Here is a 21,639-nt window from a genome sequence, read left to right as displayed (position 1 = left end):
CACGGGGTCAGATCGGTGGCAAGGCGAGGGGGCATGCCTTGTCATCCTCTCGTTCGGTGATCAAGATCTTACACGCTGTCATGGCTGCTCCGGGTGAATATCGCCGAAGCGGGTGTCGACGTAGCCTGAAGGCGTGCTGCGGCGGACAATCAGGGCAATGGACATCGAGTCGCCGGACAAGCTCATCGAGCTTCTGGACCGGCACGCCTACCTGGCCGACGAGGGGCTGGCCACGGCCGCCTTCCTCGCGTTGCGGATGGGGCGGCCGCTCTTTCTCGAAGGGGAGGCGGGCGTCGGCAAGACGGAGCTGGCCAAGACGCTCGCCACGCTGCTGAAGGCGCCGCTCATCCGGCTCCAGTGCTACGAGGGCCTGGACGCCGCGCAGGCGCTGTACGACTGGGACTTCGCCCGCCAGCTCCTCCACCTCAAGGCCGCCGAGGCCGCCGGGATCACCGACGTGAGCAGGCTGGAAGGGGAGATCTACGACCGCAGGTTCCTGATCGCCAGGCCGCTGCTGAAGGCGATCGAGACGCAGCCGAGCGTGCTGCTGGTGGACGAGATCGACCGGGCGGACGACGAGTTCGAGGCGTTCCTGCTGGAGGTGCTCTCCGACTTCACGATCTCGATCCCCGAGCTGGGCACGGTGAAGGCCAGGACACCGCCGGTGGTCGTGGTGACCTCGAACCGGACACGCGAGGTGCACGACGCGCTCAAGCGGCGCTGCCTCTACCACTGGCTGGAGCATCCGAGCTTCGACCGCGAGGTGGCCATCCTGCTGCGCCGGCTGCCCGCCTGCACCGAGACGCTGGCGACGCAGGTGGCGCGGGCGGCCGAGCGGCTGCGGCAGGCCGACCTGGTCAAGCCGCCCGGCGTGGCCGAGACGCTGGACTGGACGGAGGCGCTGCTGACGCTGGGAGCCAAGGAGCTCGACCCCGACCGGGCCGCCGCCACGCTGGGCGCGGCGCTGAAGTACCGGGAGGACGTGGCGGCGGTGATCGGCAACGGGCTGCTCTCCCATGGATGAGCTCGCCGCCACCATGACGGGGTTCGCCAGGACGCTGCGCGCGGCAGGCGTCGCGGCCGACCACGAGCGGACGCAGAGCCTGCTCAGGGCGCTCGACCACCTCGACGTGACCGACCCGGACGAGGTGTACTGGGCCGGCCGGCTGACGTTGTGCGCCGGCCCCGACGACCTGCCCCGCTACGACCGCTGCTTCGCCGCCTACTTCGGCGGCACCAGGGCCGCGCTCTCGCGTACGGCGACCACGAGCGTCACCCGCCACCTCGCCGAACGGCAGGGCGACGGCGAGAGCGGCGACGACGACGGCACGCCCGCCCCCGCCACCGCCAGCCGGATCGAGGTGCTGCGGCACCGGGACGTCGCCAGGCTCACCGAGGCCGAGCGGGCCGAGGTGCACCGCATGATGGCGCTGCTGAGGGGCGGCAGGGCACGACGGCGGTCGCGGCGCTTCGAGAGCGCCCACCGGGGCGTTCTGGACCAGCGCCGCACCATCCGCGACGCGCTCAGGAAGGGCGAGGTCGCCAGGCTCCGGCACCGCAGGCACACCACCCGGCCGCGTACGGTGGTGATGTTCGTGGACGTGAGCGGCTCGATGGCCCCGTACGCCGAGACCCTGCTGCGCTTCGCCCACGCGCTGGTCAGGAACGAGCCGAGGGCCACCAGGGTCTACTCGGTCGGCACCCGGCTCACCCCGGTCACGGCCGAGCTGCGCCACCGCGACCCCGGCACCGCGCTGAACGAGGTGTCCAAGGTCATCCCCGACTGGAGCGGCGGCACCCGGCTGGGGGAGGAACTCAAGGAATATCTCGCCCGTTTCAGCGCAAGGGGCGCGATCGTGTTGATCGCCTCCGACGGGTGGGAACGAGGAGACCCGGAGCTGCTGGGCGCGCAGCTGGCGAGGCTGGCCAGGCAGGCGTACCGGGTGATCTGGGTCAACCCGCACAAGGGGTACGCGGACTACCAGCCGCTCACCGGCGGCATGCGGGCCGCCCTGCCGTACCTCGACGACCTGGTGGCCGGGCACAGCCTGGCCGCCTTCGAGCAACTCAGCGAAAGGCTCGCGCATGCGTGACGTGCTGCCGGAGATCATGAAGTGGTGGCGGTCGGGGCTCAGGTTCGGGCTGGCCACGGTGGTCGGCACCTGGAGCAGCGCGCCCAGGGCGCCGGGCGCGGCGATGGCGGTGCGCGGGGACGAGGTGGTCGGCAGCGTCTCGGGCGGCTGCGTCGAGGGCGCGGTGTTCGAGCTGGCCTCCGAGGTCGAGACGCCCGTCCTGCAGCGGTACGGCGTGAGCGACGACGACGCCTTCGCCGTCGGGCTCACCTGCGGAGGCATCATCGACATCCTGGTGGAGCCCGTCTCCATCGAGACCTTCCCCGAGCTGGGCGAGATCGCGGCGTCGGTGGAGGCGCACGAGCCGGTCGCCGTGGCCACCATCGTCTCCGGCCCCGGTCAGGCCGGCGCCCGCCGCGTCATCTGGCCGGACCGCGCCAAGGGCACGCTCGGCCTCGAACGCCTCGACGACGCCGTGGACGACGACGCCCGCGGCATGCTCGCCCAGGGCCTGACCGGCCTGCGGCACTACGGCGGTCAGGGGGAGCGGAGGCTGGACGACCTGGCGGTGTTCGTGCACTCCTTCGCGCCGCCGCCGCGGATGCTGGTCTTCGGGGCGATCGACTTCGCCGCGGCGGTCGCCAGGGTGGGCAAGTTCCTCGGCTACCACGTCACGGTGTGCGACGCGCGGCCGATCTTCGCCACCGCCAAGCGTTTCCCCGACGCCGACGAGGTCGTGGTCAAGTGGCCGCACGACTACCTGGCCTCCGTGCAGGTGGACGAGCGCACGGTGATCTGCGTGCTGACCCACGACCCCAAGTTCGACGTGCCGCTGCTGGAGGTGGCGCTGCGCACCGGCGCCGGGTACGTCGGCGCCATGGGCTCGCGCCGCACCCACGAGGACCGCCTGGCCCGCCTGCGCGAGGCCGGGCTCACCGAGGCCGAGCTGGCCGGGCTGAGGTCGCCGATCGGCCTCGACCTGGGCGCGCGCACGCCGGAGGAGACGGCCGTGTCGATCGCCGCCGAGCTGATCCAGCTCCGGTGGGGCGGCTCGGGCGCCCCGCTGTCCACGACACAGGGCCGCATCCACCACGAGGCGCCATGAGGTCGTCCAGGACGGCCGGGCTGCTGCTGGCGGCCGGCGAGGGGACGCGGCTGGGCAGGCCCAAGGCGCTGGTCGAGTTCGCGGGCGAGCGGCTGGTGGACCGGGGCGTGCGGACGCTGGAGGAGGGCGGCTGCCACCCGGTCGTGGTCGTGCTGGGCGCGGCCACGGTGCAGGTGCGCGGGGCCGTCACCGTACGCAATCCGGGCTGGGCCTCCGGCATGGGGTCGTCGCTGCGGGTCGGGCTGGCCGCGCTGCCCGAGGAGGCCGAGTCGGTCGTCGTCGCGCTGATCGACCAGCCGCTGATCGGGCCGGGCGCGGTACGCGCGCTCATCGCCTCGAAGGCCGCCGGGCTGGCGGTCGCGACCTACGGGGGCCGGCGCAGGAACCCCGTGCTGATCACCCGCGCGCACTTCGCCGGCGTGGCCGGCCTGGCCGTGGGCGACGTCGGGGCGCGGCCGTACATGAAGGCGCATCCCGAGCTGGTCACCGAGGTGCCGTGCGACGAGCACGGCGACCCGGCCGACATCGACACGCCGGAGGACCTCGCCCGCCTGGAGCCACGGGCGTAGGCCGCCGGTCCTGGAGCCGCCGGTCCTGGAGCCGCCGGTCCTGGAGCCGCCGGTCCTGGAGCCGCTGGTCTGGAGTCGCCGGTCTAGAGCCGCAGCGAGGCGATCGCGGCCCGGTGGTCGCTGCCGGTCGCCGGGGCCACGCCCGCCTTGGTCGCCGTCATCCCCTTGAACAGGATGTGGTCGGGCCGGGTGACGGGGAACTCGGCCGGCCAGGTGAAGCCGAACCCGTCGCCGGCCGCGACCTGCGCGTCGGTCAGCGGCGGCGTCAGGCCGCGCATGCCGCGGTCGGTGGTGGCGGTGTTGAGGTCGCCGAGCAGCAGGATGCGCTTGCTGCGGTCGGCGTCGATGAGCTTGCGCGCGTGCGCCAGCGAGGCGTCGCGCGTGGTGGTGTGCCCGGGCCTGGCCGAGGCCAGGTGCATGACGTAGACGGTCACCTTGCCCTTGGGAGTGGTGATGATCGCGCGCAGGGCGCGCGGCCAGCCGAGGCCGACGTCGAGCGGCTCGGTCCCGCTGATCGGGTAGCGGCTCCACAGGCCGACCGTGCTGACCGGGTAGTGGTACTTGAACATCTTGTTGAGCTGCTTGGCCGCGGGCCCGCCCCTGGTCAGCTCCTGCGCGGCCAGCACGTCGAGGTCCTTGGCGATCACGCGCACGGCCTCGCCGGACGCGCTGTTGCGCACGCCCACGTTGACGGTGCCGACGGCCAGGTCGCTCGGCCCGCCCGGCGGCGTGCGGAAGAGCGTGGAGCCGAACATGAAGGCCCACACCACCCCCGGCACCAGCGCCGCGGCGGCGGCGGAGGTGGAACGTGCCACCGCGGCGGCGGCGAGCAGCACGGGAACGGCCAGCCCGATCCAGGGCAGCAGGCTCTCGAGGACGGGCGTGAACCCGCCGAGAGCCGGGATCAGCCCGTGCCCCGCCAGGGCCGCGGCCACCACGACGGACACGACGATGACGAGCCGACTCAGCACCCGAACCAGGCTAGCGGCTCCCGCCCCGCATCGCCGACGCGATAACATGGCCGAGTCGCAACAGAACATCATTCGGTCCAGCGGGAGCCCGGCATGCGCATCGGTATGGCACTCAAGTACTCGGGTGGTTTCAAGGAGTCCGTGGCCGAACTGGCCGACTACGAGAAGGCCGGGCTGGACATCGTGTTCGTGGCCGAGGCCTACTCCTTCGACGCGGTCAGCCAGATGGGCTACATCGCGGCCAAGACCGAACGGCTGGAGATCGCCTCGGGCATCCTGCCGATCTACTCACGCACGCCGACGCTGATGGCGATGACGGCCGCGGGCCTCGACTACGTCTCCGACGGGCGTTTCACGCTCGGCATCGGCGCCTCGGGGCCGCAGGTGATCGAGGGCTTCCACGGGGTGCCGTACACCGCTCCCCTGGGGCGTACCAGGGAGGTCATCGAGATCTGCCGCCAGGTCTGGCAGCGCGAGCGCGTCCAGTACGAGGGCAGGCACTACACCGTGCCGCTCCCCGCCGGCCAGGGCACCGGCCTCGGCAAGCCCCTGAAGATCATCAACCACCCGGTCCGCCCCCGCATCCCCATCGTGGTGGCCGCCATCGGGCCCAAGAACGTCGAGCTGACCGCCGAGCTGGCCGAGGGCTGGGAGCCGATCTTCTACGTGCCCGAGAAGGCCGCCGACGTCTGGGGCCCCGCGCTGGCCGCGGGCAAGGCCAGGCGCGACCCCGAGCTGGGCGAGCTCGACGTGATCGCCCAGGCCAGCCTGGCCATCGGTGACGACGTGGCCGGGCTGCTGGAGTTCGGGCGGCCGATGGCGGCCCTCTACATCGGCGGCATGGGCGCCAGGGGCAAGAACTTCTACAACGACCTGGCCAGGCGCTACGGCTACGAGAAGGAGGCCGAGCTGATCCAGGACCTCTACCTGGCGGGCAGGAAGGAGGAGGCCGCCGCGCAGGTGCCGGCCGAGCTGCTGGAGAAGATGTCGCTGGTCGGCAGCGAGGGTTACGTGCGCGATCGGGTGCAGGCGATGAAGGAGTCGGGCGTGACGACCCTGAACGTGACGCCGCTCGGCAGGACGCACGAGGAGCGCCTCCGCCTGATCGAGACGATCAAGGAGTTCGCCGCATAGTGAAGTAGATCACCCGTTTTGCGGGGAATGCTCCGCTTTTCACGGCTGTTGTAGCTCCTCGTGAGGTTTTCCCTGGTGGTCGTGTGGCTCGTAGAGCGGCTGCACATCGACCTGTGCCGGTTGCACGGGTCGCTCTGTAGCTGACGGCTGTCGTCCGTCCACACCCCTCACCAGGCGTGCCGTTCCGGCATGCCCTTCTCGCGAAGGCTTCCTCATCCGTGAAGAGATTCTCCTTCTCCCTGCAGCTCCTGCTGGGCCTGGCCGTCGGCGTGGCCCTGGGCTTCGCCGCCAAGATCTGGGACGTGGCCTGGCTCGCTGAGACGCTGAAGCAGGTCGGCCAGATCTTCGTGCAGCTGCTCAAGCTGGCCGTGCCGCCGCTGGTCTTCACCGCCGTGCTGGTCAGCGTGGCCAATTTGCGCAACGTCAACGGCGCGGCCCGGCTCGCCTCCAAGACGCTGCTGTGGTTCCTGATCACGGCGTTCGTCTCGGTCTCGCTGGCGATCGGGCTCGGCCTGCTCATCAACCCCGGCCAGGGCGTCACCCTCGACACCGGCGCGGCCAGGCCGTCGGACACCCAGGGCACCTGGCTCGACTTCGTCACCGGCATCCTGCCGACCAACGTCGTGACGGCCTTCACCGAGGTGAACGTCCTCCAGATCGTGTTTCTGGGCGTCGTCCTCGGTGCGGCGGCGATGGCCGTCGGCGAGAAGGCCGAGCCGTTCCTGAACCTCGCCCGCTCCGTGCTGGAGCTGGTGCAGAAGGCGCTGTGGTGGGTCATCCGCCTGGCTCCCATCGGCACGGCGGGCCTGATCGGCAAGGCCGTGTCCACGTACGGCTGGGAGCTGCTGGCGCCGCTGGCCAAGTTCAGCGCCGGGGTCTACATCGGCTGCTTCGTCGTGCTGCTGGCCGTGTACCCGACGCTGCTCGCCGTGTGGGGCAAGGTCAGCCCCATCACGTTCTTCCGCAACGCCTGGCCCGCCATCGAGCTGGCCTTCGTCTCGCGCTCCTCGGTCGGGACGCTGCCGCTGACGCAGCGGGTCACGGTCGAGCGCAACGGCGTGGACCGCGACTACGCCTCGTTCGCGGTGCCGTTCGGGGCCACCACCAAGATGGACGGCTGCGCCTCGGTGTACCCGGCGCTGGCCGCGATCTTCGTGGCCCAGGTGTTCGGGGTGCCGCTCGGCTTCGGCGACTACCTGCTGATCGCGTTCGTCTCTGTGGTCGGCTCGGCCGCCACGGCGGGCCTGACCGGCGCCACCGTCATGCTGACGCTCACGCTCAGCACCCTGGGGCTGCCGCTGGAGGGCGTCGGGCTGCTGCTGGCGATCGACCCCATCCTCGACATGATCCGCACCGCGACCAACGTGGCCGGCCAGCTCGTGGTGCCGGTGCTCGTGGCGCGCTCCGAGGGGCGCCTGGACACGGCGGTCTTCAACGCGCCGCCGCAGTCGCTCGACCGCGCGCCCGCGCCGCGCGTGCCCGAGCCGGCCGCGCTCTGATCCGGTTCGATCGATGAGGGGGTGGCTCCGGCCGCCCCCTCATTCGTATGTCAGCAGGTCCCCGGGCTGGCAGCCCAGCGCCTCGCACAGGCGCGCGAGGGTGGAGAAGCGCACGGCCTTGGCGTGGCCGTTCTTCAGGATCGACAGGTTGACGACGGTGATCTCCACGCGGTGCGACAGCTCGGTGAGCGTCATGCCGCGCTCCTTGAGCATCTCGTCCAGCCGCACCCTGATGATCGGCTCGGCCATCAGATCGTGGCCTCGACCTCTTCGAGCAGGGCCAGGCCCCGGCGGACGATCTCCGAAACGCCGAGCGCGGCGAGCCCCGCGACGACGGCGCCGACCAGCTCGCCCGACGGCAGGTAGAAGGGGTGGGTCTCGGCCAGCAGCATGGGGGAGAGTATGGCCTGCGCCGCGGCGCCGAGCACGGCCGACACGGCCGAGCCCGCGATCAGGATCCACCCGAGCCTGCGCAGGTGATCGGCCGTGGCCGTGGAGAACAGGGCACGGTCGCCCGACCTGGCCCTGCGCAGCGCCCGTACGACTGTGAACAGCGCCAGCAGGCCCGTCGCCGTGCCCGGCGCCCACATCAGCAGGTAGAGCAGGCCGGCCAGCGGCGAGGCCCCGCGCGGGCGGACCGTCACCTCGGCGGTGACGTTCTCGACCGTCGCGCCGCCGACGGTCATGCCCGCCGTCGGCACGTCGAAGACCTGCAGGGGGATGCCCATGCCCTTCGCGGTGCCGAAGAACGCGATCGCGGCGTTGGCGATGAGACCGGCCAGGGCGCCCAGGACGCCGAGGACCAGGCCGATGCTCAGCAGGGTCTCGAGTCTGATGATCCAGCGAGTTGGCATAACGATAATCGTAAATAACGAAAGTCGTTATGTCGAGGGCGGCGGCGAGTGAAGGTGGGGCGGGCGGGGGTGTGAGGGCCCTATCGTGGGTCGGAAATCCTGATATTCGAGTAATTGGCGGGGATATGTCCGACGGGACGGAGCGTGCGCCGTCGTTGGTCGCTGACCGGTACCGGCTCGACGAGCGCATCGGCAGCGGGCCGATGGGCGAGGTGTGGCGCGGGTACGACACGCGGGCCGACTGGGTCGTGGCCGTGAAGGTGCTGGGCGCCAGGGCGGCCGGGGCCGCCACCCGGGAGGTGCTCAGGCAGCACGCTCAGGCCGTGGCGCGGGTGATCCATCCGAACGTGGCCATGGTCCTCGACGTCGGTGACCACGAGGGGGCTCCGTTCCTGGTCATGGAGTACCTCGTCGGGCTCAGCCTCGGTGAGGAGCTGGCCGCGCGCGGGCCCATGAAGATCGTCGAAGTGTGCGACCTGATCGGGCAGGCCGCCGCCGGGCTCGACGCCGCGCACCGGGCCGGGGTGGTGCACGGGCGGGTCGGTCCCGACAGCTTCCGGCAGGCCGCCAGCGGGGTGCTCAAGGTCGTCGGGTTCGGGATGGACGAGCGGGGGCCGGCGCCCGCCGCGAGCCCGTACGTGGCGCCCGAGCGGGCCGCGGGGGAGCCGGCGCAGGCCCCGGGGGACGTGTACGCCCTGGGGTGCGTGTGTTACGAGCTGCTGTGCGGGCGGCCGCCCTTTGAGGACGGGGCGCCGGGCCGGGAGGCCGTTGCGCCGAGTGCGATCAGGCGTGAGGTGCCGCCCGAGCTGGACCGGCTGGTGCTGGCCATGCTCGCCGAGGACCCGGCGCGGCGGCCCGCCAGCGGCGAGGCCATCAGGCGCGCGCTGGCGGCCATCGCCCGGCCGAAGCCCGGCCCGGCCGGCTCGCCGGTGACCGGCGTCTCCCTGCGTGACCCCGGCCTCGGCCCGGGCGCCGCGGGCGCGATGGGCGCGGGCGCGGGTGCCGCGGGTGCGGGCGGCCCCGGCGCGGGCCCAGGCGGCAATCCAGGTGCGGGCAACGCGCCGACCGGGGGCTACGGGAGTCCGGGGCAGGGGGCGACGGAGGTCTTCCAGGCCGGGGCGCTGGGCGGGGCGCCGCCCAGGGCCGGGGACACCGCGGTCTTCCAGGCGGCCGACCTGGAGCCGGAGCCGCCCTCGTCCCCGAACCGCAAGCTGATCGTCCAGCTCGGCGTCGCCGTCGTCGTCATCGCGGCCGCGACCGTCGGCATGGTGCTGTGGGCGGGGGCGCGCGAGGAGCCGCAGGTCGCGCAGAGCACCCCGACGGTCGAGATCATCACCCCGTCCGCGACGCCCAGCACCCTGCCGCCCTCCCCGGAGCCCTCGCAGGACCCCGTGGTCACCGCCGGTCCCGGGGAGGACTCCGACGGAGATCCCGACCACCTGCGCGAGACCTCCAATCCCAGGGCCACACTCGGGGAGGAGATCCCGCCCGGCGGGTACGCCAAGTGGCTGCAGGAGTTCGACGCGGCGCTGATGGCCCAGCAGGGCATGGGCGGCATCAACCCCGAGGTCGCGGGCAAGGCCCGGGAGAAGCTCCGCAAGGCGGCCAAGAAGTTCGGCGAGGGCAAGCCCGACGCCACCCTCGGCCAGATCGCCGACATCTACCGTGACCTGACCAGGGCGCAGGAGAGGGGCGACATGGCGCCGGAGGGCCCGGCTGTGGAGTTCATGGGGGAGTGGCGGCTCCCCAGCCGGTAGGCGGCCGGCATCTGGGACACGACGGGCAATAGTGACAAGAGGGGCGTTACACGTACATTGGGCGGATGACCTTCGACTACGCGGCTCGCCGGGCGCGGCTCGCCGGGCTGCTGCCCGCCCACGAGGTCCACGCCCTGCTGGTCACCTCCCCCGTCAACGTCCGCTACCTCACCGGCCTGACCAGCTCGAACGCCGCCGTCCTGATCAGGGCGGACGGCACTGCGCTGCTGGCCACCGACAACCGCTACATCGAGGCGGCCCGCAGGCTGGACGTGCCGTCGGCCGAGGCGAGTGACGTGGCGGGCAGGCTGGCGGCGCCGGGCACCGGGATCGAGGCCGCGAGCATGAGCGTGGCCGCCTACCGCCGGCTGGGGGACGGGCTCGTGCCGCTGGGGCCGGTGGTCGAGGTGCTGCGCGCGGTCAAGGACGAGGCGGAGCTGGAGCTGATCCGCACCGCCTGCGCCATCACCGACCAGGCCTTCGCCGACGTCTGCCCGCGCATCGCCCCCGGGATGACCGAGCGCGAGGTGGCCGGCCTGCTCGAACGCCGCATGGCCGAGCTGGGCGCCGACAAGCCCGCGTTCGACACGATCGTGGCGTCCGGCGAGAACGGCGCGATCCCGCACCACACCCCCACCTCGCGGGAGCTGCGCGCCGGTGACCTGGTGACCATGGACTTCGGCGCCCGCTACCAGGGCTACCACGCCGACATGACCAGGACGGTCAGCCTCGGCCCGCCCGCCGGCTGGCAGCGCGAGGTCTACGACCTGGTCGCCGCCGCGCAGCAAGCGGGCAGGCACGCCCTCGCCCCCGGAGCGCGGGCCGGAGAGGTGGACGAGGCAGCCCGCTCCGTCATCGAGGGCGCGGGACACGGCGGGCACTTCAGGCACGGTCTCGGTCACGGAGTCGGGCTGGAGATCCACGAGGAGCCGTTCCTGGGCCCCTCTCGGACCGGTAGACTAGAGGATCGAGTTCCGATCACCGTCGAGCCCGGGGTCTACCTCCCTGGCCGGGGCGGCGTCCGGATCGAGGACACCCTCGTGACACGTGAGGGCGGGCCGGAACTTTTCACGAAGACGACCAAGGAGCTGCTCGCCCTTTAGAGCGGCCGCACGCGGGAGAGAACGAGTGGCGACGACCAACGACCTCAAGAACGGCATGGTGCTGAAGCTCGATGGCGGTGAGCTCTGGGCCGTTGTGGAGTTCCAGCACGTCAAGCCGGGCAAGGGCGGCGCGTTCGTGCGCACCAAGCTCAAGAACGTCCTCTCCGGCAAGGTCGTCGACAAGACCTTCAACGCCGGTGTGAAGGTCGAGGTGGCCAACGTCGACAAGCGCGAGATGCAGTACTCGTACAAGGACGGCGACGACTTCGTGTTCATGGACACCGAGACCTACGACATGGTCAACGTGCCCAGCGCCACGGTCGGCACCGCCGCCAACTACATGCTGGAGAACACCCTGGCCACGGTGGCCTTCAACGAGGGCTCCGCGCTCTACGTCGACCTGCCCGCCGCCGCCGAGCTGACCATCGCCGAGACCGAGCCCGGCCTGCAGGGCGACCGCTCCACCGGCGGCACCAAGCCCGCCAGGCTGGAGACCGGCGCCGAGATCAAGGTGCCGCTGTTCATCACCACCGGCGAGAAGGTCAAGGTCGACACCCGCAGCGGCGAATACCTCGGCCGGGCCTGAGGTGTCGGCACGGGGCAAAGCACGCAGACGGGCGCTCGACATCCTCTTCGAGGCCGAGTTGCGCAGCGAGGATCCGCTGAAGATCCTCGCTGAGCGCGTGGAGCGGCAGGAGCCGCCGGTGAACGAGTACACCTCGGCCATCGTCGAGGGCGTCGCCAGGCACCACGCGCGCATCGACGAGCTGATCACCACCTACGCCGAGGGCTGGACACTCGACCGGATGCCCGCGGTCGACCGCAACCTGCTGCGCGGCGGCACGTACGAGCTGCTCTGGATGCCCGACGTGCCCGAGGGCGTGGTCATCAGCGAGTGGGTGCACCTGGCGGGGGAGCTGTCGACCGACGAGTCCCCGCAGTTCGTCAACGGCCTGCTGGCCCGCTTCAAGCAACTCAAGCCAAGCCTCACCCTTTAGACACCCCCTTTGGTCACGGGTTCGCGGGCCGGGGCCGCGCGTTCGGGGTACGTTCTGACCACGCCGGCCCGCACCACGGCTTGCGAGGCGAGGGACGTGTACCGGTCCGCGGTCAGGCGTCGCATCCGTCAGCCCGGGGCGGGTGCCTGACCGTGTGGCCGAGCTCGTCCGGAAAGTGGCGCGTCACCAGCCGCGACGCGCCCCTTTTCATGTCCGGCTAGCGTGGGCTCATGGTGACCGAGGACGACGTGCGCGGGCTCGCGCTCGCGCTGCCCGAGACCTCCGAGAAGCTCATGTACGGCACCCCCGCCTTCTACGTGCGGGGCAGGTGGTTCGCCCGGATCAAGGAGGAGGGCGACCTCCTGGTGCTCCCGGTGGCCTCGCTGGAGGACAAGCAGGAGCTGATCGCCGCCGAGCCGGGCACGTTCGGCAGCACGCCGCACTACGACGGGCACGCCGTCGTGCTGGTGCGGTTCGGGGCGGTGGACGCCGGGGAGCTGGGCGAGCTGCTGACCGACGCGTGGCGGCTGAGGGCGCCCCGGCGCCTGGCCGCGTCCCTGGGCGACGGGTGAGCGCAACGGGTATCGGCGGTGGGGAGCGGGAGCTCTCGCGTACGGCGTAGGCTGGGCCCGACCACGAAGAACAGCCGTTCGCGACGTGCACCTTCGCGGCGTGCACATGTGCGGGGAGAGAGGCGAGCCGACGTTGCGTGCAGAAGGCGTCACCACGGGGACCCCGGCGGTGCGGACCGCCGTCGTCTGGGACGCGTTGCGCTCCATGCTGGCCGAGCGCACGGCGGCCACCGGCCGGGAGTCGCTCGACATCGTCGACGCCGGCGGCGGCACCGGCGGGTTCGCCGTGCCGCTGGCCGCGCTGGGCCACGCCGTCACCGTCGTCGACCCCAGCCCCGACTCGCTGGCCGCGCTGGAGCGCCGTGCCAAGGAGAAGGGCGTCGACGTGCGCGGCCTGCAGGGCGACGCCGCCGACCTGGGCGAGCTGCTCGACCGCGACTGCGCCGACCTGGTCCTGTGCCACAGCGTGCTGGAGTACGTCGAGGACCCGATCAGCGCGCTGACCGCGGTCGCGACCCTGCTGCGCAGGGGCGGGGCCGTCAGCGTGCTGGCCGCCAACCCCGTCGGCAGCGCCATCCACCGGGCGCTGTCCGGGCAGTTCGACGAGGCCGTCGCCGTGCTGGCCGACCCGGGCGGCACCTGGGGCGACCGCGACCCCACACCCAGGCGCTTCGCCGCCGACACGCTCGTCGAGCTGCTGACCGCGACCGGGTTCGTGGTCGGCGCGATCCACGGCGTGCGCGTCTTCACCGACCTGGTGCCCAGCAGGCTCGTGGACGGCGAGCCGGGCGCCGCCCAGGCGCTGGTGGCGCTGGAGCAGGCCGCCTCGACCCATCCCGTGCTGCGTGACATCGCCACGCAGCTCCACGTGCTCGGCCACCGCAACTGAAGGAAGTTCGCATGCCTGCTCCCCTCGGTGTAGAACGCGTGTTCGGATAGACTCGGAGGCGTGTCTCGCAAGCAGATCACCGGCATCGGCCCCGCTCCGCGGACCGGGGTCGATGACAGCGGCTGCCCGATCCTCCATGTCGACATGGACGCCTTCTTCGCCAGCGTCGAGCTGCTCGACCGTCCCGAGCTGCGCGGGCGCCCGGTGATCGTGGGCTCGCCCGCGGGGCGCGGCGTCGTGCTCAGCGCCACCTACGAGGCCAGGGCCTTCGGCGTGCACTCGGCGATGCCCATGAGCAGGGCGCGCCGGCTCTGCCCCCAGGCCACGATCATCCCGCCCAGCCACGGCAAGTACTCCGAGGTCTCCAGGGGGGTCATGGAGATCTTCCATTCGATCACCCCGCTGGTGGAGCCGATCGCCTCCGACGAGGCGTTCCTCGACGTCGGGGGCGCGCGGCGGCGGCTCGGCGCGCCCGCCGCCGTGGCGGCCATGATCAGGGAGCAGGTGCTCGACCGCTACGGCATCACGTGCTCCGTCGGCGTGGCGAGCAGCAAATTCGTGGCAAAGCTGGCCTCCAAGCAGTGCAAGCCCGACGGGTTGCTGGTGGTGCCCGCCGGCCAGGTCGTCGACTTCCTCCATCCGCTGCCCGTGTCCGCCCTGTGGGGGGTCGGCGAGCGCACCGAGCAGTCCCTCGTGCGCCTGGGCATCCGCACGGTCGGAGATCTGGCCAGAGTGCCGTCCAGCACGCTCCAGCGGGAGCTGGGGCAGGCCGTGGGGGGCCACCTGGCGGCGCTGGCCTGGGGGCGTGACGAGCGGGCCGTGACCGCGCACGTGCCCGACAAGAGCATCGGCAACGAGGAGACGTTCGCGGCCGACGTGGACGATCCCGAAGTGATCAAGCGGGAGCTGCTGCGTCTGTCGGAGCGGGTGGCGGCCCGCATGCGTAAGGCCGGTCACGTGGGAAGAACTGTAAGTGTGAAGCTACGCCGAGCCGATTTCACCACGATCAATCGCTCGCGCACGCTGCGTGAGCCGACCGACGTGGCACAGGTGATTTACGCCACCGCCTGCGAGCTGTTCGAGGCGGCCGGGCTCGATCGGGTGCGGTTGCGCCTGGTGGGGGTCCGGATGGAGAACCTGCGGCCGGCAGACGAGGCCACCCGCCAGCTCGCTCTGGGGGAGAAGGAGACCGGGTGGCGCGAGGCAGAGCAGGCCATGGACAAGGCGATCCGAAGATTCGGACCCGATGCGGTGCTCCCGGCGTCGCTAGTACGTGGCAAGCTTGATGAAATAGAGACATGACGTTCGATGTGCGGACATGCTGGGGGCGTCCGTGTCAGGATTTTGGGGGAAGGGGGGCGAGATGGTCCACAATAGAGCCATGACGTCACCTCCGGTTTGGTCTGCGTTGGACGTTTGCTTTCGCCTACGTCTACAGCCTCGTATTCTGGGGATAACCGACCGCGAGGTTCGGACACCCCGTGTCGTCCGTTGCCGTCTTCCCCGTCCTGGGGCTGTCCTTGGGAGGCGCCGTGCCGCTCTCTGAGCACGAGCAGCGCTTGCTCGACCAGATCGAGCAGGCCCTCTACGCCGAGGACCCGAAGTGGGCCAACACCGTAAGGATCAGCGACCCGCGCAGCCATTACAAGCGTCGCCTCATCAAGGCCTCCATCGGCTTTGCTGTCGGTGTCGTGACCATGATGGTCGGCGTGGTGTTGAGTGGCGCTGCCCTGATCCCGCTCGGCGTCGGCGGTTTCGTGGTCATGCTCGCCGCGTGTCTGTGGGGCCTGTCCAGTTGGAAAAAGATGAACGGGTTCGGTGACTCCGCTCCCGCCTCAGGCGCGGCTCCGCCTCCGGGCAAGCAGGCCCGTAGAGGCAACCGGGGCACTTTCATGGAGCGCATGGAAGAGCGCTGGCGCCGTCGCCACGACGAGCGCTGACGCGGCGACCGGCAGAACCACGGCGTGCGGCCGCCCCCTTCGGGGGACGGCCGCACGCCGTGCGGTCGGTGTGCACGCGGAGCTCGGCGCCCCGCGCCCTCGCGAGCTCCCGGCACCGCCACGCCACCCGCACCACCGCCGCCTCGCTGGTCGCAGCGCCGCCGCGTCGGTCGTACCGCCGCCGCGCCGGCCGCAACTCACCGTCCCGATCGCAGCGCCGCGTCCGCCGCAGCTTCGCCGCGTTGGCCGCACCGCTCTCGACGGTGCCGTCCGCGGCTTTCTCGGCGGCGCTGGATCCTCCGCAGGTCTTGACGGCCGGGCGTCGCCCGCCGGGGAAGACGGGCCCGACGGCACAGACAAACGGATGGCGGTCGCCCCCAGGGGGACGACCGCCATCCGCGTGTCAGGCCGGTGCCTCAGCCGCCCTTCTGGGCCGCCGTCCGGCGCAACCTGATCGTCTCCAGCAGATCGAACCCGTCCAGCAGCCGCTCGCCCAGCAGCCGCAGCCGGCGCAGCGTCGACGGGGGCAGCAGCACCGCCCGTACCCGCCGGCCGCGTGACACCGTGGCCGCCAGCGCCTGCCGTACCTTGCGCAGGTCCTTGTTCATGGGCTCGATCCGGCCCGGCTCCCGGGCGAACAGCACCCGCTCGACCGCCGAGGCGATGGCCGCGACGGCCGCCGCCGAGCCGGCGTCGAACTCGTACTGCTGGGTCAGCCGCCGGGCCAGCGCCCGCGGGGTCTCGCTGGTCTCGCGGGCCATGCCGTAGTCGTACAGCACGTCGTCCAGCTCGGCCCACGCGGCGGCCACCGTGACCTGGTCGCGGCCCGACACCATCCTGGCCGTCAGCTCGTCGGAGGGCTGTGACACCTTCCAGCCGAGGCTGCGCACCCGCCGGTTCCTGGTGATCAGCCGCACCATGGCCGGGATCAGCAGGACGAGCACCAGCGCCGCCGCCCCGATGCCGATCTTGCCGATCAGCGGCATCGAGTCGTCCGGCGGCAGCGCGCCGGCCGCGACCGTGCCCTCGCGGTCCAGCTCGCGGATGTTGCGCCGGGCCGACGGGTTCTGCGGCTCGTCGGCGGAGGAGCTGGTCGCCCCCGGCGTCGGCGTGCTGCTCGCCCCCGGCGTCGGCGTCGGCCGCGGCTCCGCGTACGACGGCACGCGAGCGCTGCCCTGACCGGCCGCCCCCGACGGGGTCGGCTCGAACGGCAGCCAGCCCACGCCCTCGAAGTACAGCTCCGGCCAGGAGTGGGAGTCGTTCGTGCCGACCTCCCACCGGTCGCCGACCTGCACGCCGCCCGTGTAGCCGATCGCCACCCGCGACGGGATGCCCACCAGCCTGGCCAGCACCGCCATCGACGCGGCGAACTGCTCGCAGTAACCGACCCGGTCACTGATCAGGAAGTTGCGCAGCGCCGAGCTGTTGTGCCCCTGCGTGCGCAGGTCGTACTGGAAGTTGCCCGGCCTGGTGAAGAACTCCTGCAGCTTCAGCGCCGCGTCGTAGCTGGTCCTGGCGCCCGCCGTCTCGTCGTTGGCCAGCTTCCTGATCTCCGGCGGCAGGTCCTCGGGCAGGGCGAGGAAGCGCTCGTCCACCTCCGGCCTGATGCCGTCGAAGGAGTCGAGCAGGTCCGCGGTCGGCTCCGGCTCGCTCGTCGACACGTCGTACTCGATGCCGGCGGCCTCCTCGCGGGTGGAGAAGACCATGAGCGTGTCCACGTCGGCCCGCCAGTCGCCGTCCACCCTGATCTCCCGCGCCGGGTACGGCAGCGGCAGGAACTGCAGCCGCGCGATCTCGTCGCTGATCTGGACGTTCGTGACGACGTTGTTGATCTTCACCTCGGGGCCGAGCCCCGGCGGCTCGGGCAGCGGCCCGTTCTCCGTCCTGTTCTCCGGCGCGCCCTTGGGCTGCGTCATGCCGAACTGCTGGCCGTCGAAGGTGTCCAGCGCGTAGATCCGCAGGTAGCGGGGCTTGTTGTCGGAGCTGTCGTAGGACAGGACCACCCGCCGCTCCGGCAGGTCGAGCTGTCCCTTCAGGTTGGCGATCGGGTTCGGGATGCTGATCGAGTTGCCGGGCCCCGAGCCGCGCCCGCCCACGCCGAACGTGAAGAACGACACCGGCTCCATCGCCGGCAGCGCCGCCGGCAGCAGCACGGCCAGCAGGATCGCGGCGAACCCGATGCGCTTGCCCGACAGCCGCAGGCCGGTGGTGTCCGCCTGGGCCCCGCCGCCGGCCGGCGCGCTGGTGGCGGCCTGGCGGGTGCGGCGCACCAGCACCGCCCTGCCCCAGTGGCCCACCCGCTCGCGGCCGTCGGCGATCAGCAGGCTGACGAAGCCGAGCGCGGCCACGATGAACGCCCACCAGCTGATCGGATCGGTCAGGATCGTCGCCGGCACCGTGGCCAGCGCCAGCAGCGGCAACCCCGACAGGGCCGCTCGCCGCACCCGCGCGGCGAGCAGGTCCACGGCGATCGCGATCAGCGCCACGCCGCCGGCGGTCAGCAGCGTGATGCCCTCGGTGTCCGGCACGGGGGCCGCGAAGCGCTGGATGTCGGCCCAGCCGACGCCCAGCAGCCTGGCCAGCTCCAGCACCGATCCCTTGGTGGGCACCACCAGCGCCCACGCCTCCTCGGAGGCGAAGGCCGCCGTCAGGTAGATCCACGTCGCGGCCGCGCCCAGCAGCGGCGCCGCCCACGCGGGCAGGGACAGGCGGCTGCTCAGCAGCCCCGCCGCCACCACGGCCAGCACGGCGCCGAGCGAGGTCCAGAACCAGTTGCCGCCCTGGAAGAGCGGGGAGAGCAGGAAGGCCGCGGTGAACGCGGCCACTCCCGAGGCGATCGTCAGTCTCATGCCGCCCCTCCCGTGGGGTTGAGCGCGTACCTGCCGCGGTTGCCGGCGTCCTGCCAGACGGAGGCGATCGAGGTGCCCGCGGGCAGGTTCACGATGCGCCAGCCGTACCCGGCCAGCACGGTCTGCACGGCCTGGTGGTTCTCCTCGGCGGCCCGGTCGCGGCCCTCCCACGTGCTCACGTCGAGCAGGACGGCCACGCCGGTGATGCCGCTGTGCCGCAGCCTGGCCAGCTCCCTGGCCTCCTCGGCGTCCATCCCGCCCAGCACCGCCACGATCAGCCCGTCGCCGCCGCCCGAGCGCAGCGCCGAGATGCCCATCTCCAGGGAGCGGGCCGGGCTGTGCCGCACCACGGCCAGGGTGTCGAGCAGCGAGTAGCTCAGACCGGAGTCGGTCAGGTGCTCGGCGCCCTGGTCGGTGACGAGCCGCAGGCCCAGGCCCTCGTGGGCGAGGTGCACGCCGATCGAGGCAGCGGCCGAGACCGCCACCTCGAACGACGAGCGCGGGCCCTCGCCGCGGTGGGCGTGCCTGCGCGTGTCCAGCAGGAGCGCGCCGCGGCTCTGCCACTGCTGCTCCTCGCGGCGCACCATCAGCTCGCCGTAGCGGGCCGTCGAGCGCCAGTGCACCCGGCGCAGGTCGTCGCCCTGGCGGTACTCGCGCGGCGCCACGTCGTCGTCGCCCGCCGCCGCCACGCTCCTGGTCCTGCTGTCGCCACCGCCCGTCCACTCACCCGACAGCCGGACGTGCGGCAGCGCCGCGACGTGCGGCGTCACCACCAGCGTGTCACTGATCGTGAACGAGCGGGTCAGCTCCACCAGCCCGAACGGGTCGGCGATGCGGATGGACAGCGGCCCGATCGTGTACCGGCCGCGCAGGTCCGAGCGGACCCGGTAGTCGATCTCCCGCACGCCGCGCGGCTCCACCCGGTCCAGCACGAACCGGGGTCGCACGCCCAGCGCGTACGGCACCGTGTCCTCGATGAGCAGCAGGCCGGTGGGCAGCCTGGTGACGTTCTCCAGCCGCAGGGTCACGGTGGCCTCTCCGCCCACCTCGGCCCTCGGCGGGTCCAGGCGCCTGGCGCAGCTCAGCCGGTAGCGGGTCCGCGCCACCACCATCGCGGCCAGCAGCGGCAGCGTCGTCACCAGGACGCCGATCCTGAACAGGTCGTTCTCGCCCAGCAGGAACGCCATCAGCAGGGCCGCGATCCCGGACGCGAGGAACGACCTCCCCCTGGACGTCAGGGCCCTCAGTCCGGCTCTCACTGTGCCTCACTCCACGTACGCCGCTGTCTCATCAGCGGGTCTCCGGCACCGGCACGCGCCTGATCAGATCCGTCACCACCTGCTCGGGCAGGCGGCGCTGCCCCTGGGCCTCGACGCTGGGCAGCAGGCGGTGCGCCAGCACCGGGATGGCCAGGTCCTGGAGGTCGTCGGGGATGACGTAGTCGCGTCCGGACAGGGCCGCGTGCGCCCGCGCCGCGCGTACGAGCTGCAGCGTGGACCGGGGGGAGGCACCCAGCCGCAGGTCGGGGGAGTGGCGGGTGGCCACGACGAGGTCGATGGCGTACTTCTTGACCGCCTGGGAGACGTAGACGCCGCGTACGGCCTCGATCAGCGCGCGCACCTCGGCGGTCGTGGCGACCGGCTCGAGCTTGTCGAGGGGCGAGGTGCCCCCGTGCACGTCGAGCATCTCCAGCTCGGCGGTCGGCTCGGGGTAGCCCATCGCGACGCGCGCGGTGAAGCGGTCGCGCTGCGCCTCGGGCAGGGGATAGGTGCCCTCCATCTCGATCGGGTTCTGGGTGGCGATCACCATGAACGGCGCGTCGAGCTGGTACGTGTGCCCGTCCACCGTCACCTGGTGCTCCTCCATGCACTCCAGCAACGCCGACTGCGTCTTGGGAGAGGCACGGTTGATCTCGTCGCCCACCACGATGTTGGCGAAGACGGGCCCTGGCTTGAACTCGAACTCTCTGGTCTGCTGGTTGTAGGCGCTCACTCCGGTGATGTCGCTGGGCAGCAGGTCCGGGGTGAACTGGACCCGTCGCACAGGACAGTCGATGGAGCGGGCCAATGCCTTGGCGAGCATCGTCTTGCCGACACCCGGCACGTCCTCGATCAGGAGGTGGCCCTCCGCGAGCAAGACGGTCAGCGTGAGGCGGACGGCATCGCTCTTGCCCTCGATCACCGATTCGATGGCCTGCCGAATCCGGTGGGCTGTGGAGACCAGCTCGTCGAGCTGGGGAGGGACGTCATGGGTTACTGCCACCAGGCCTCCATGAGAAGTGCGACGGCTGTCCCGGTACGGTGCCTTTGCGGGAGCCATGCCATTCCTTTTCCATTGTCTGTACGACCCTACGACGCTGCGGGTTCTTGAGCGACATTTGCGGATATTCCAGCGAACACCGGCAAAGTTCCTGTTCTTGTGGCATGGCAGTGCGAATCCGGTGACACAGCGGACCCCGCGGAGCGCCCCACTTTCCCCCACCCGGGCACCCCCGGTCCCCGCGAGCCCTGTTTCCACGGGCTTTTCAACCCTCGACACGCCCATGAGGGTTGACCCCCCGCGCACCGCCCCCCACCCTGCTCCATCGCTCTGACCTGCGGTAACGCAACGGAAACCGATGATGAAGACGGTTCGAATCAGTTGACGGTGGGGAGAAGTGGAGTATGGTGGTGCGCAGTGGAGAGCCCGGTGCACCAGCGCTGAGCGCTCCACGAGGCACGGGAGGTGGGGCCGATGTTCCTCGGCACCCATCAACCGCGTCTGGACGACAAGGGACGGCTGTTCCTGCCGGCTAAGTACCGTGAGGAGCTGGCGGAGGGTCTTGTGATCACCAAAGGCCAGGAGCGATGCCTCTACGTGTTTCCCGTGGAGGAGTTCCAGCGCATAACCGAGGCTCTCAGCACCGCCCCGGTCACCGCCAAGGCGGTGCGTGACTACAGCCGCGTCTTCTTCGCCAGCGCGTCCGACGAGAAACCAGACAAGCAAGGGCGCATCACGATCCCGCAGAGCCTCCGCCAGTACGCGGGGCTGGAACGTGACTGCGTCGTCATCGGGGCCAACACCCGGCTGGAGATCTGGGACGCACAGGCCTGGGACACCTATCTCAGCGCGCAGGAGCAGGCGTTTTCCGAGCTGTCGGAGGAGGTGCTGCCAGGGATCTTGTAGTGACCACGGTCGATCCGTCGGTGATGTCGTTCGGCGAGGTCTCCACCCGCAACCACTGTCCGCAGCTGATGCACCTTCCCCGGTGTCAGATGGCGGGCGTCCACGAAGAGGGTGCGGATGGGGACCTGGCCGGGCGGCTCCGGGTGGGGACCCAGGAAAGGA

22 protein-coding genes are annotated in these 21,639 nt (G+C 71.6%); 16 read left to right on the top strand and 6 right to left on the bottom strand.

From position 1 onward, the window contains the following. Nucleotides 1-157: 157 nt before the first annotated feature. The 4 genes from HD597_RS32240 to HD597_RS32225 are packed head-to-tail and all read left to right on the top strand — an operon-like array spanning nucleotide 158 to nucleotide 3,746. Nucleotides 158-1,024: an AAA family ATPase gene (locus HD597_RS32240; RefSeq protein WP_253746918.1), complete on the top strand. Its 867-nt coding sequence runs from the start codon at nucleotides 158-160 to the stop codon at nucleotides 1,022-1,024. Then, nucleotides 1,017-2,093 carry a vWA domain-containing protein gene (locus HD597_RS32235; protein ID WP_253746917.1) on the top strand — a complete coding sequence of 359 codons (1,077 nt, stop codon included), beginning with the start codon at nucleotides 1,017-1,019 and terminating at the stop codon, nucleotides 2,091-2,093. Before HD597_RS32240 ends, HD597_RS32235 begins: the two co-directional genes overlap by 8 nt. Continuing rightward, nucleotides 2,086-3,177 (top strand): XdhC family protein, encoded by a 1,092-nt coding sequence (locus HD597_RS32230; protein ID WP_253746916.1) that lies wholly within the window; start codon nucleotides 2,086-2,088, stop codon nucleotides 3,175-3,177. Before HD597_RS32235 ends, HD597_RS32230 begins: the two co-directional genes overlap by 8 nt. Next, entirely contained in the window at nucleotides 3,174-3,746 is a 573-nt protein-coding gene (locus HD597_RS32225) for a nucleotidyltransferase family protein (RefSeq protein ID WP_253746915.1), read from the top strand. The genes HD597_RS32230 and HD597_RS32225 overlap by 4 nt, the downstream gene beginning before the upstream one ends. 83 nt (nucleotides 3,747-3,829) lie before the next feature. On the opposite strand, the gene HD597_RS32220 is transcribed toward HD597_RS32225, so the two are convergent. After that, nucleotides 3,830-4,717: an endonuclease/exonuclease/phosphatase family protein gene (locus HD597_RS32220; RefSeq protein ID WP_253746914.1), complete on the bottom strand. Its 888-nt coding sequence runs from the start codon at nucleotides 4,715-4,717 to the stop codon at nucleotides 3,830-3,832. Between the two features lie 93 nt (nucleotides 4,718-4,810). Here HD597_RS32220 and HD597_RS32215 point away from each other — a divergent pair, with 93 nt between their 5' ends. The 3 genes from HD597_RS32215 to HD597_RS32210 all read left to right on the top strand — a co-directional run bounded on the left by HD597_RS32215 (nucleotide 4,811) and on the right by HD597_RS32210 (nucleotide 7,350). Continuing rightward, on the top strand, nucleotides 4,811-5,851 hold the full coding sequence (locus HD597_RS32215) for an LLM class F420-dependent oxidoreductase (RefSeq protein ID WP_253746913.1): 1,041 nt from the start codon (nucleotides 4,811-4,813) through the stop codon (nucleotides 5,849-5,851). 60 nt (nucleotides 5,852-5,911) lie between these two features. Continuing rightward, nucleotides 5,912-5,995 (top strand): putative leader peptide, encoded by an 84-nt coding sequence (locus HD597_RS66970; protein WP_372513631.1) that lies wholly within the window; start codon nucleotides 5,912-5,914, stop codon nucleotides 5,993-5,995. 74 nt (nucleotides 5,996-6,069) lie between these two features. Continuing rightward, nucleotides 6,070-7,350: a dicarboxylate/amino acid:cation symporter gene (locus tag HD597_RS32210; protein WP_253746912.1), complete on the top strand. Its 1,281-nt coding sequence runs from the start codon at nucleotides 6,070-6,072 to the stop codon at nucleotides 7,348-7,350. 39 nt (nucleotides 7,351-7,389) lie between these two features. Here HD597_RS32210 and HD597_RS32205 read toward each other — a convergent pair whose 3' ends face one another. Together HD597_RS32205 and HD597_RS32200 are read right to left on the bottom strand one after the other, a co-directional pair. Beyond that, nucleotides 7,390-7,599 carry a helix-turn-helix domain-containing protein gene (locus HD597_RS32205; RefSeq protein WP_253746911.1) on the bottom strand — a complete coding sequence of 70 codons (210 nt, stop codon included), beginning with the start codon at nucleotides 7,597-7,599 and terminating at the stop codon, nucleotides 7,390-7,392. Continuing rightward, nucleotides 7,599-8,204, bottom strand: coding sequence for a DUF2975 domain-containing protein (locus HD597_RS32200; RefSeq protein ID WP_253746910.1), 606 nt, complete (start codon nucleotides 8,202-8,204; stop codon nucleotides 7,599-7,601). The genes HD597_RS32205 and HD597_RS32200 overlap by 1 nt, the downstream gene beginning before the upstream one ends. 155 nt (nucleotides 8,205-8,359) lie before the next feature. Here HD597_RS32200 and HD597_RS32195 point away from each other — a divergent pair, with 155 nt between their 5' ends. From HD597_RS32195 to HD597_RS32160, 8 genes are all read left to right on the top strand, one after another. After that, nucleotides 8,360-9,961, top strand: a complete 1,602-nt coding sequence (locus HD597_RS32195; RefSeq protein WP_253746909.1) for a serine/threonine-protein kinase — start codon at nucleotides 8,360-8,362, stop codon at nucleotides 9,959-9,961. 65 nt (nucleotides 9,962-10,026) lie between these two features. Then, a complete protein-coding gene (locus tag HD597_RS32190) occupies nucleotides 10,027-11,064 on the top strand; it encodes a M24 family metallopeptidase (protein ID WP_253746908.1) in 1,038 nt (345 codons plus the stop codon). 25 nt (nucleotides 11,065-11,089) lie between these two features. Further along, on the top strand, nucleotides 11,090-11,650 hold the full coding sequence (gene efp / locus HD597_RS32185; RefSeq protein WP_253746907.1) for an elongation factor P: 561 nt from the start codon (nucleotides 11,090-11,092) through the stop codon (nucleotides 11,648-11,650). Between the two features lies 1 nt (nucleotide 11,651). Continuing rightward, nucleotides 11,652-12,062, top strand: coding sequence for a transcription antitermination factor NusB (nusB, locus tag HD597_RS32180; protein ID WP_185106722.1), 411 nt, complete (start codon nucleotides 11,652-11,654; stop codon nucleotides 12,060-12,062). Between the two features lie 230 nt (nucleotides 12,063-12,292). Continuing rightward, complete coding sequence (locus tag HD597_RS32175) at nucleotides 12,293-12,634, top strand: MmcQ/YjbR family DNA-binding protein (protein WP_253746906.1); 342 nt, start codon at nucleotides 12,293-12,295, stop codon at nucleotides 12,632-12,634. A 106-nt stretch (nucleotides 12,635-12,740) separates the two neighbouring features. Beyond that, nucleotides 12,741-13,523 carry a methyltransferase domain-containing protein gene (locus HD597_RS32170; protein WP_372513630.1) on the top strand — a complete coding sequence of 261 codons (783 nt, stop codon included), beginning with the start codon at nucleotides 12,741-12,743 and terminating at the stop codon, nucleotides 13,521-13,523. Nucleotides 13,524-13,583: 60 nt separating this feature from the next. Then, entirely contained in the window at nucleotides 13,584-14,825 is a 1,242-nt protein-coding gene (locus HD597_RS32165; RefSeq protein WP_253746904.1) for a DNA polymerase IV, read from the top strand. Between the two features lie 230 nt (nucleotides 14,826-15,055). After that, nucleotides 15,056-15,463, top strand: coding sequence for an SCO2097 family morphological protein (locus tag HD597_RS32160; protein ID WP_253746903.1), 408 nt, complete (start codon nucleotides 15,056-15,058; stop codon nucleotides 15,461-15,463). Between the two features lie 416 nt (nucleotides 15,464-15,879). Here HD597_RS32160 and HD597_RS32155 read toward each other — a convergent pair whose 3' ends face one another. The 3 genes from HD597_RS32155 to HD597_RS32145 are packed head-to-tail and all read right to left on the bottom strand — an operon-like array spanning nucleotide 15,880 to nucleotide 20,631. Beyond that, nucleotides 15,880-18,312 carry a transglutaminase TgpA family protein gene (locus HD597_RS32155; RefSeq protein ID WP_253746902.1) on the bottom strand — a complete coding sequence of 811 codons (2,433 nt, stop codon included), beginning with the start codon at nucleotides 18,310-18,312 and terminating at the stop codon, nucleotides 15,880-15,882. Beyond that, nucleotides 18,309-19,571, bottom strand: coding sequence for a DUF58 domain-containing protein (locus HD597_RS32150; protein WP_253746901.1), 1,263 nt, complete (start codon nucleotides 19,569-19,571; stop codon nucleotides 18,309-18,311). The genes HD597_RS32155 and HD597_RS32150 overlap by 4 nt, the downstream gene beginning before the upstream one ends. Before the next feature lie 31 nt (nucleotides 19,572-19,602). After that, the gene (locus HD597_RS32145; RefSeq protein WP_372513424.1) at nucleotides 19,603-20,631 is read right to left on the bottom strand and encodes an AAA family ATPase; all 1,029 of its coding nucleotides are present in this window, start codon (nucleotides 20,629-20,631) and stop codon (nucleotides 19,603-19,605) included. A 414-nt stretch (nucleotides 20,632-21,045) separates the two neighbouring features. Between HD597_RS32145 and mraZ the strand changes: the two genes are divergently transcribed. Then, entirely contained in the window at nucleotides 21,046-21,477 is a 432-nt protein-coding gene (gene mraZ / locus HD597_RS32140) for a division/cell wall cluster transcriptional repressor MraZ (RefSeq protein WP_185106715.1), read from the top strand. The last annotated feature ends 162 nt before the right edge of the window (nucleotides 21,478-21,639 follow it).

The organism is Nonomuraea thailandensis (genome assembly GCF_024172165.1).
Lineage (GTDB): Bacteria > Actinomycetota > Actinomycetes > Streptosporangiales > Streptosporangiaceae > Nonomuraea > Nonomuraea thailandensis.
The sequence above is the reverse complement of the archived record's forward strand: the minus strand, read 5'-3'. Positions and strand labels throughout refer to the sequence as shown.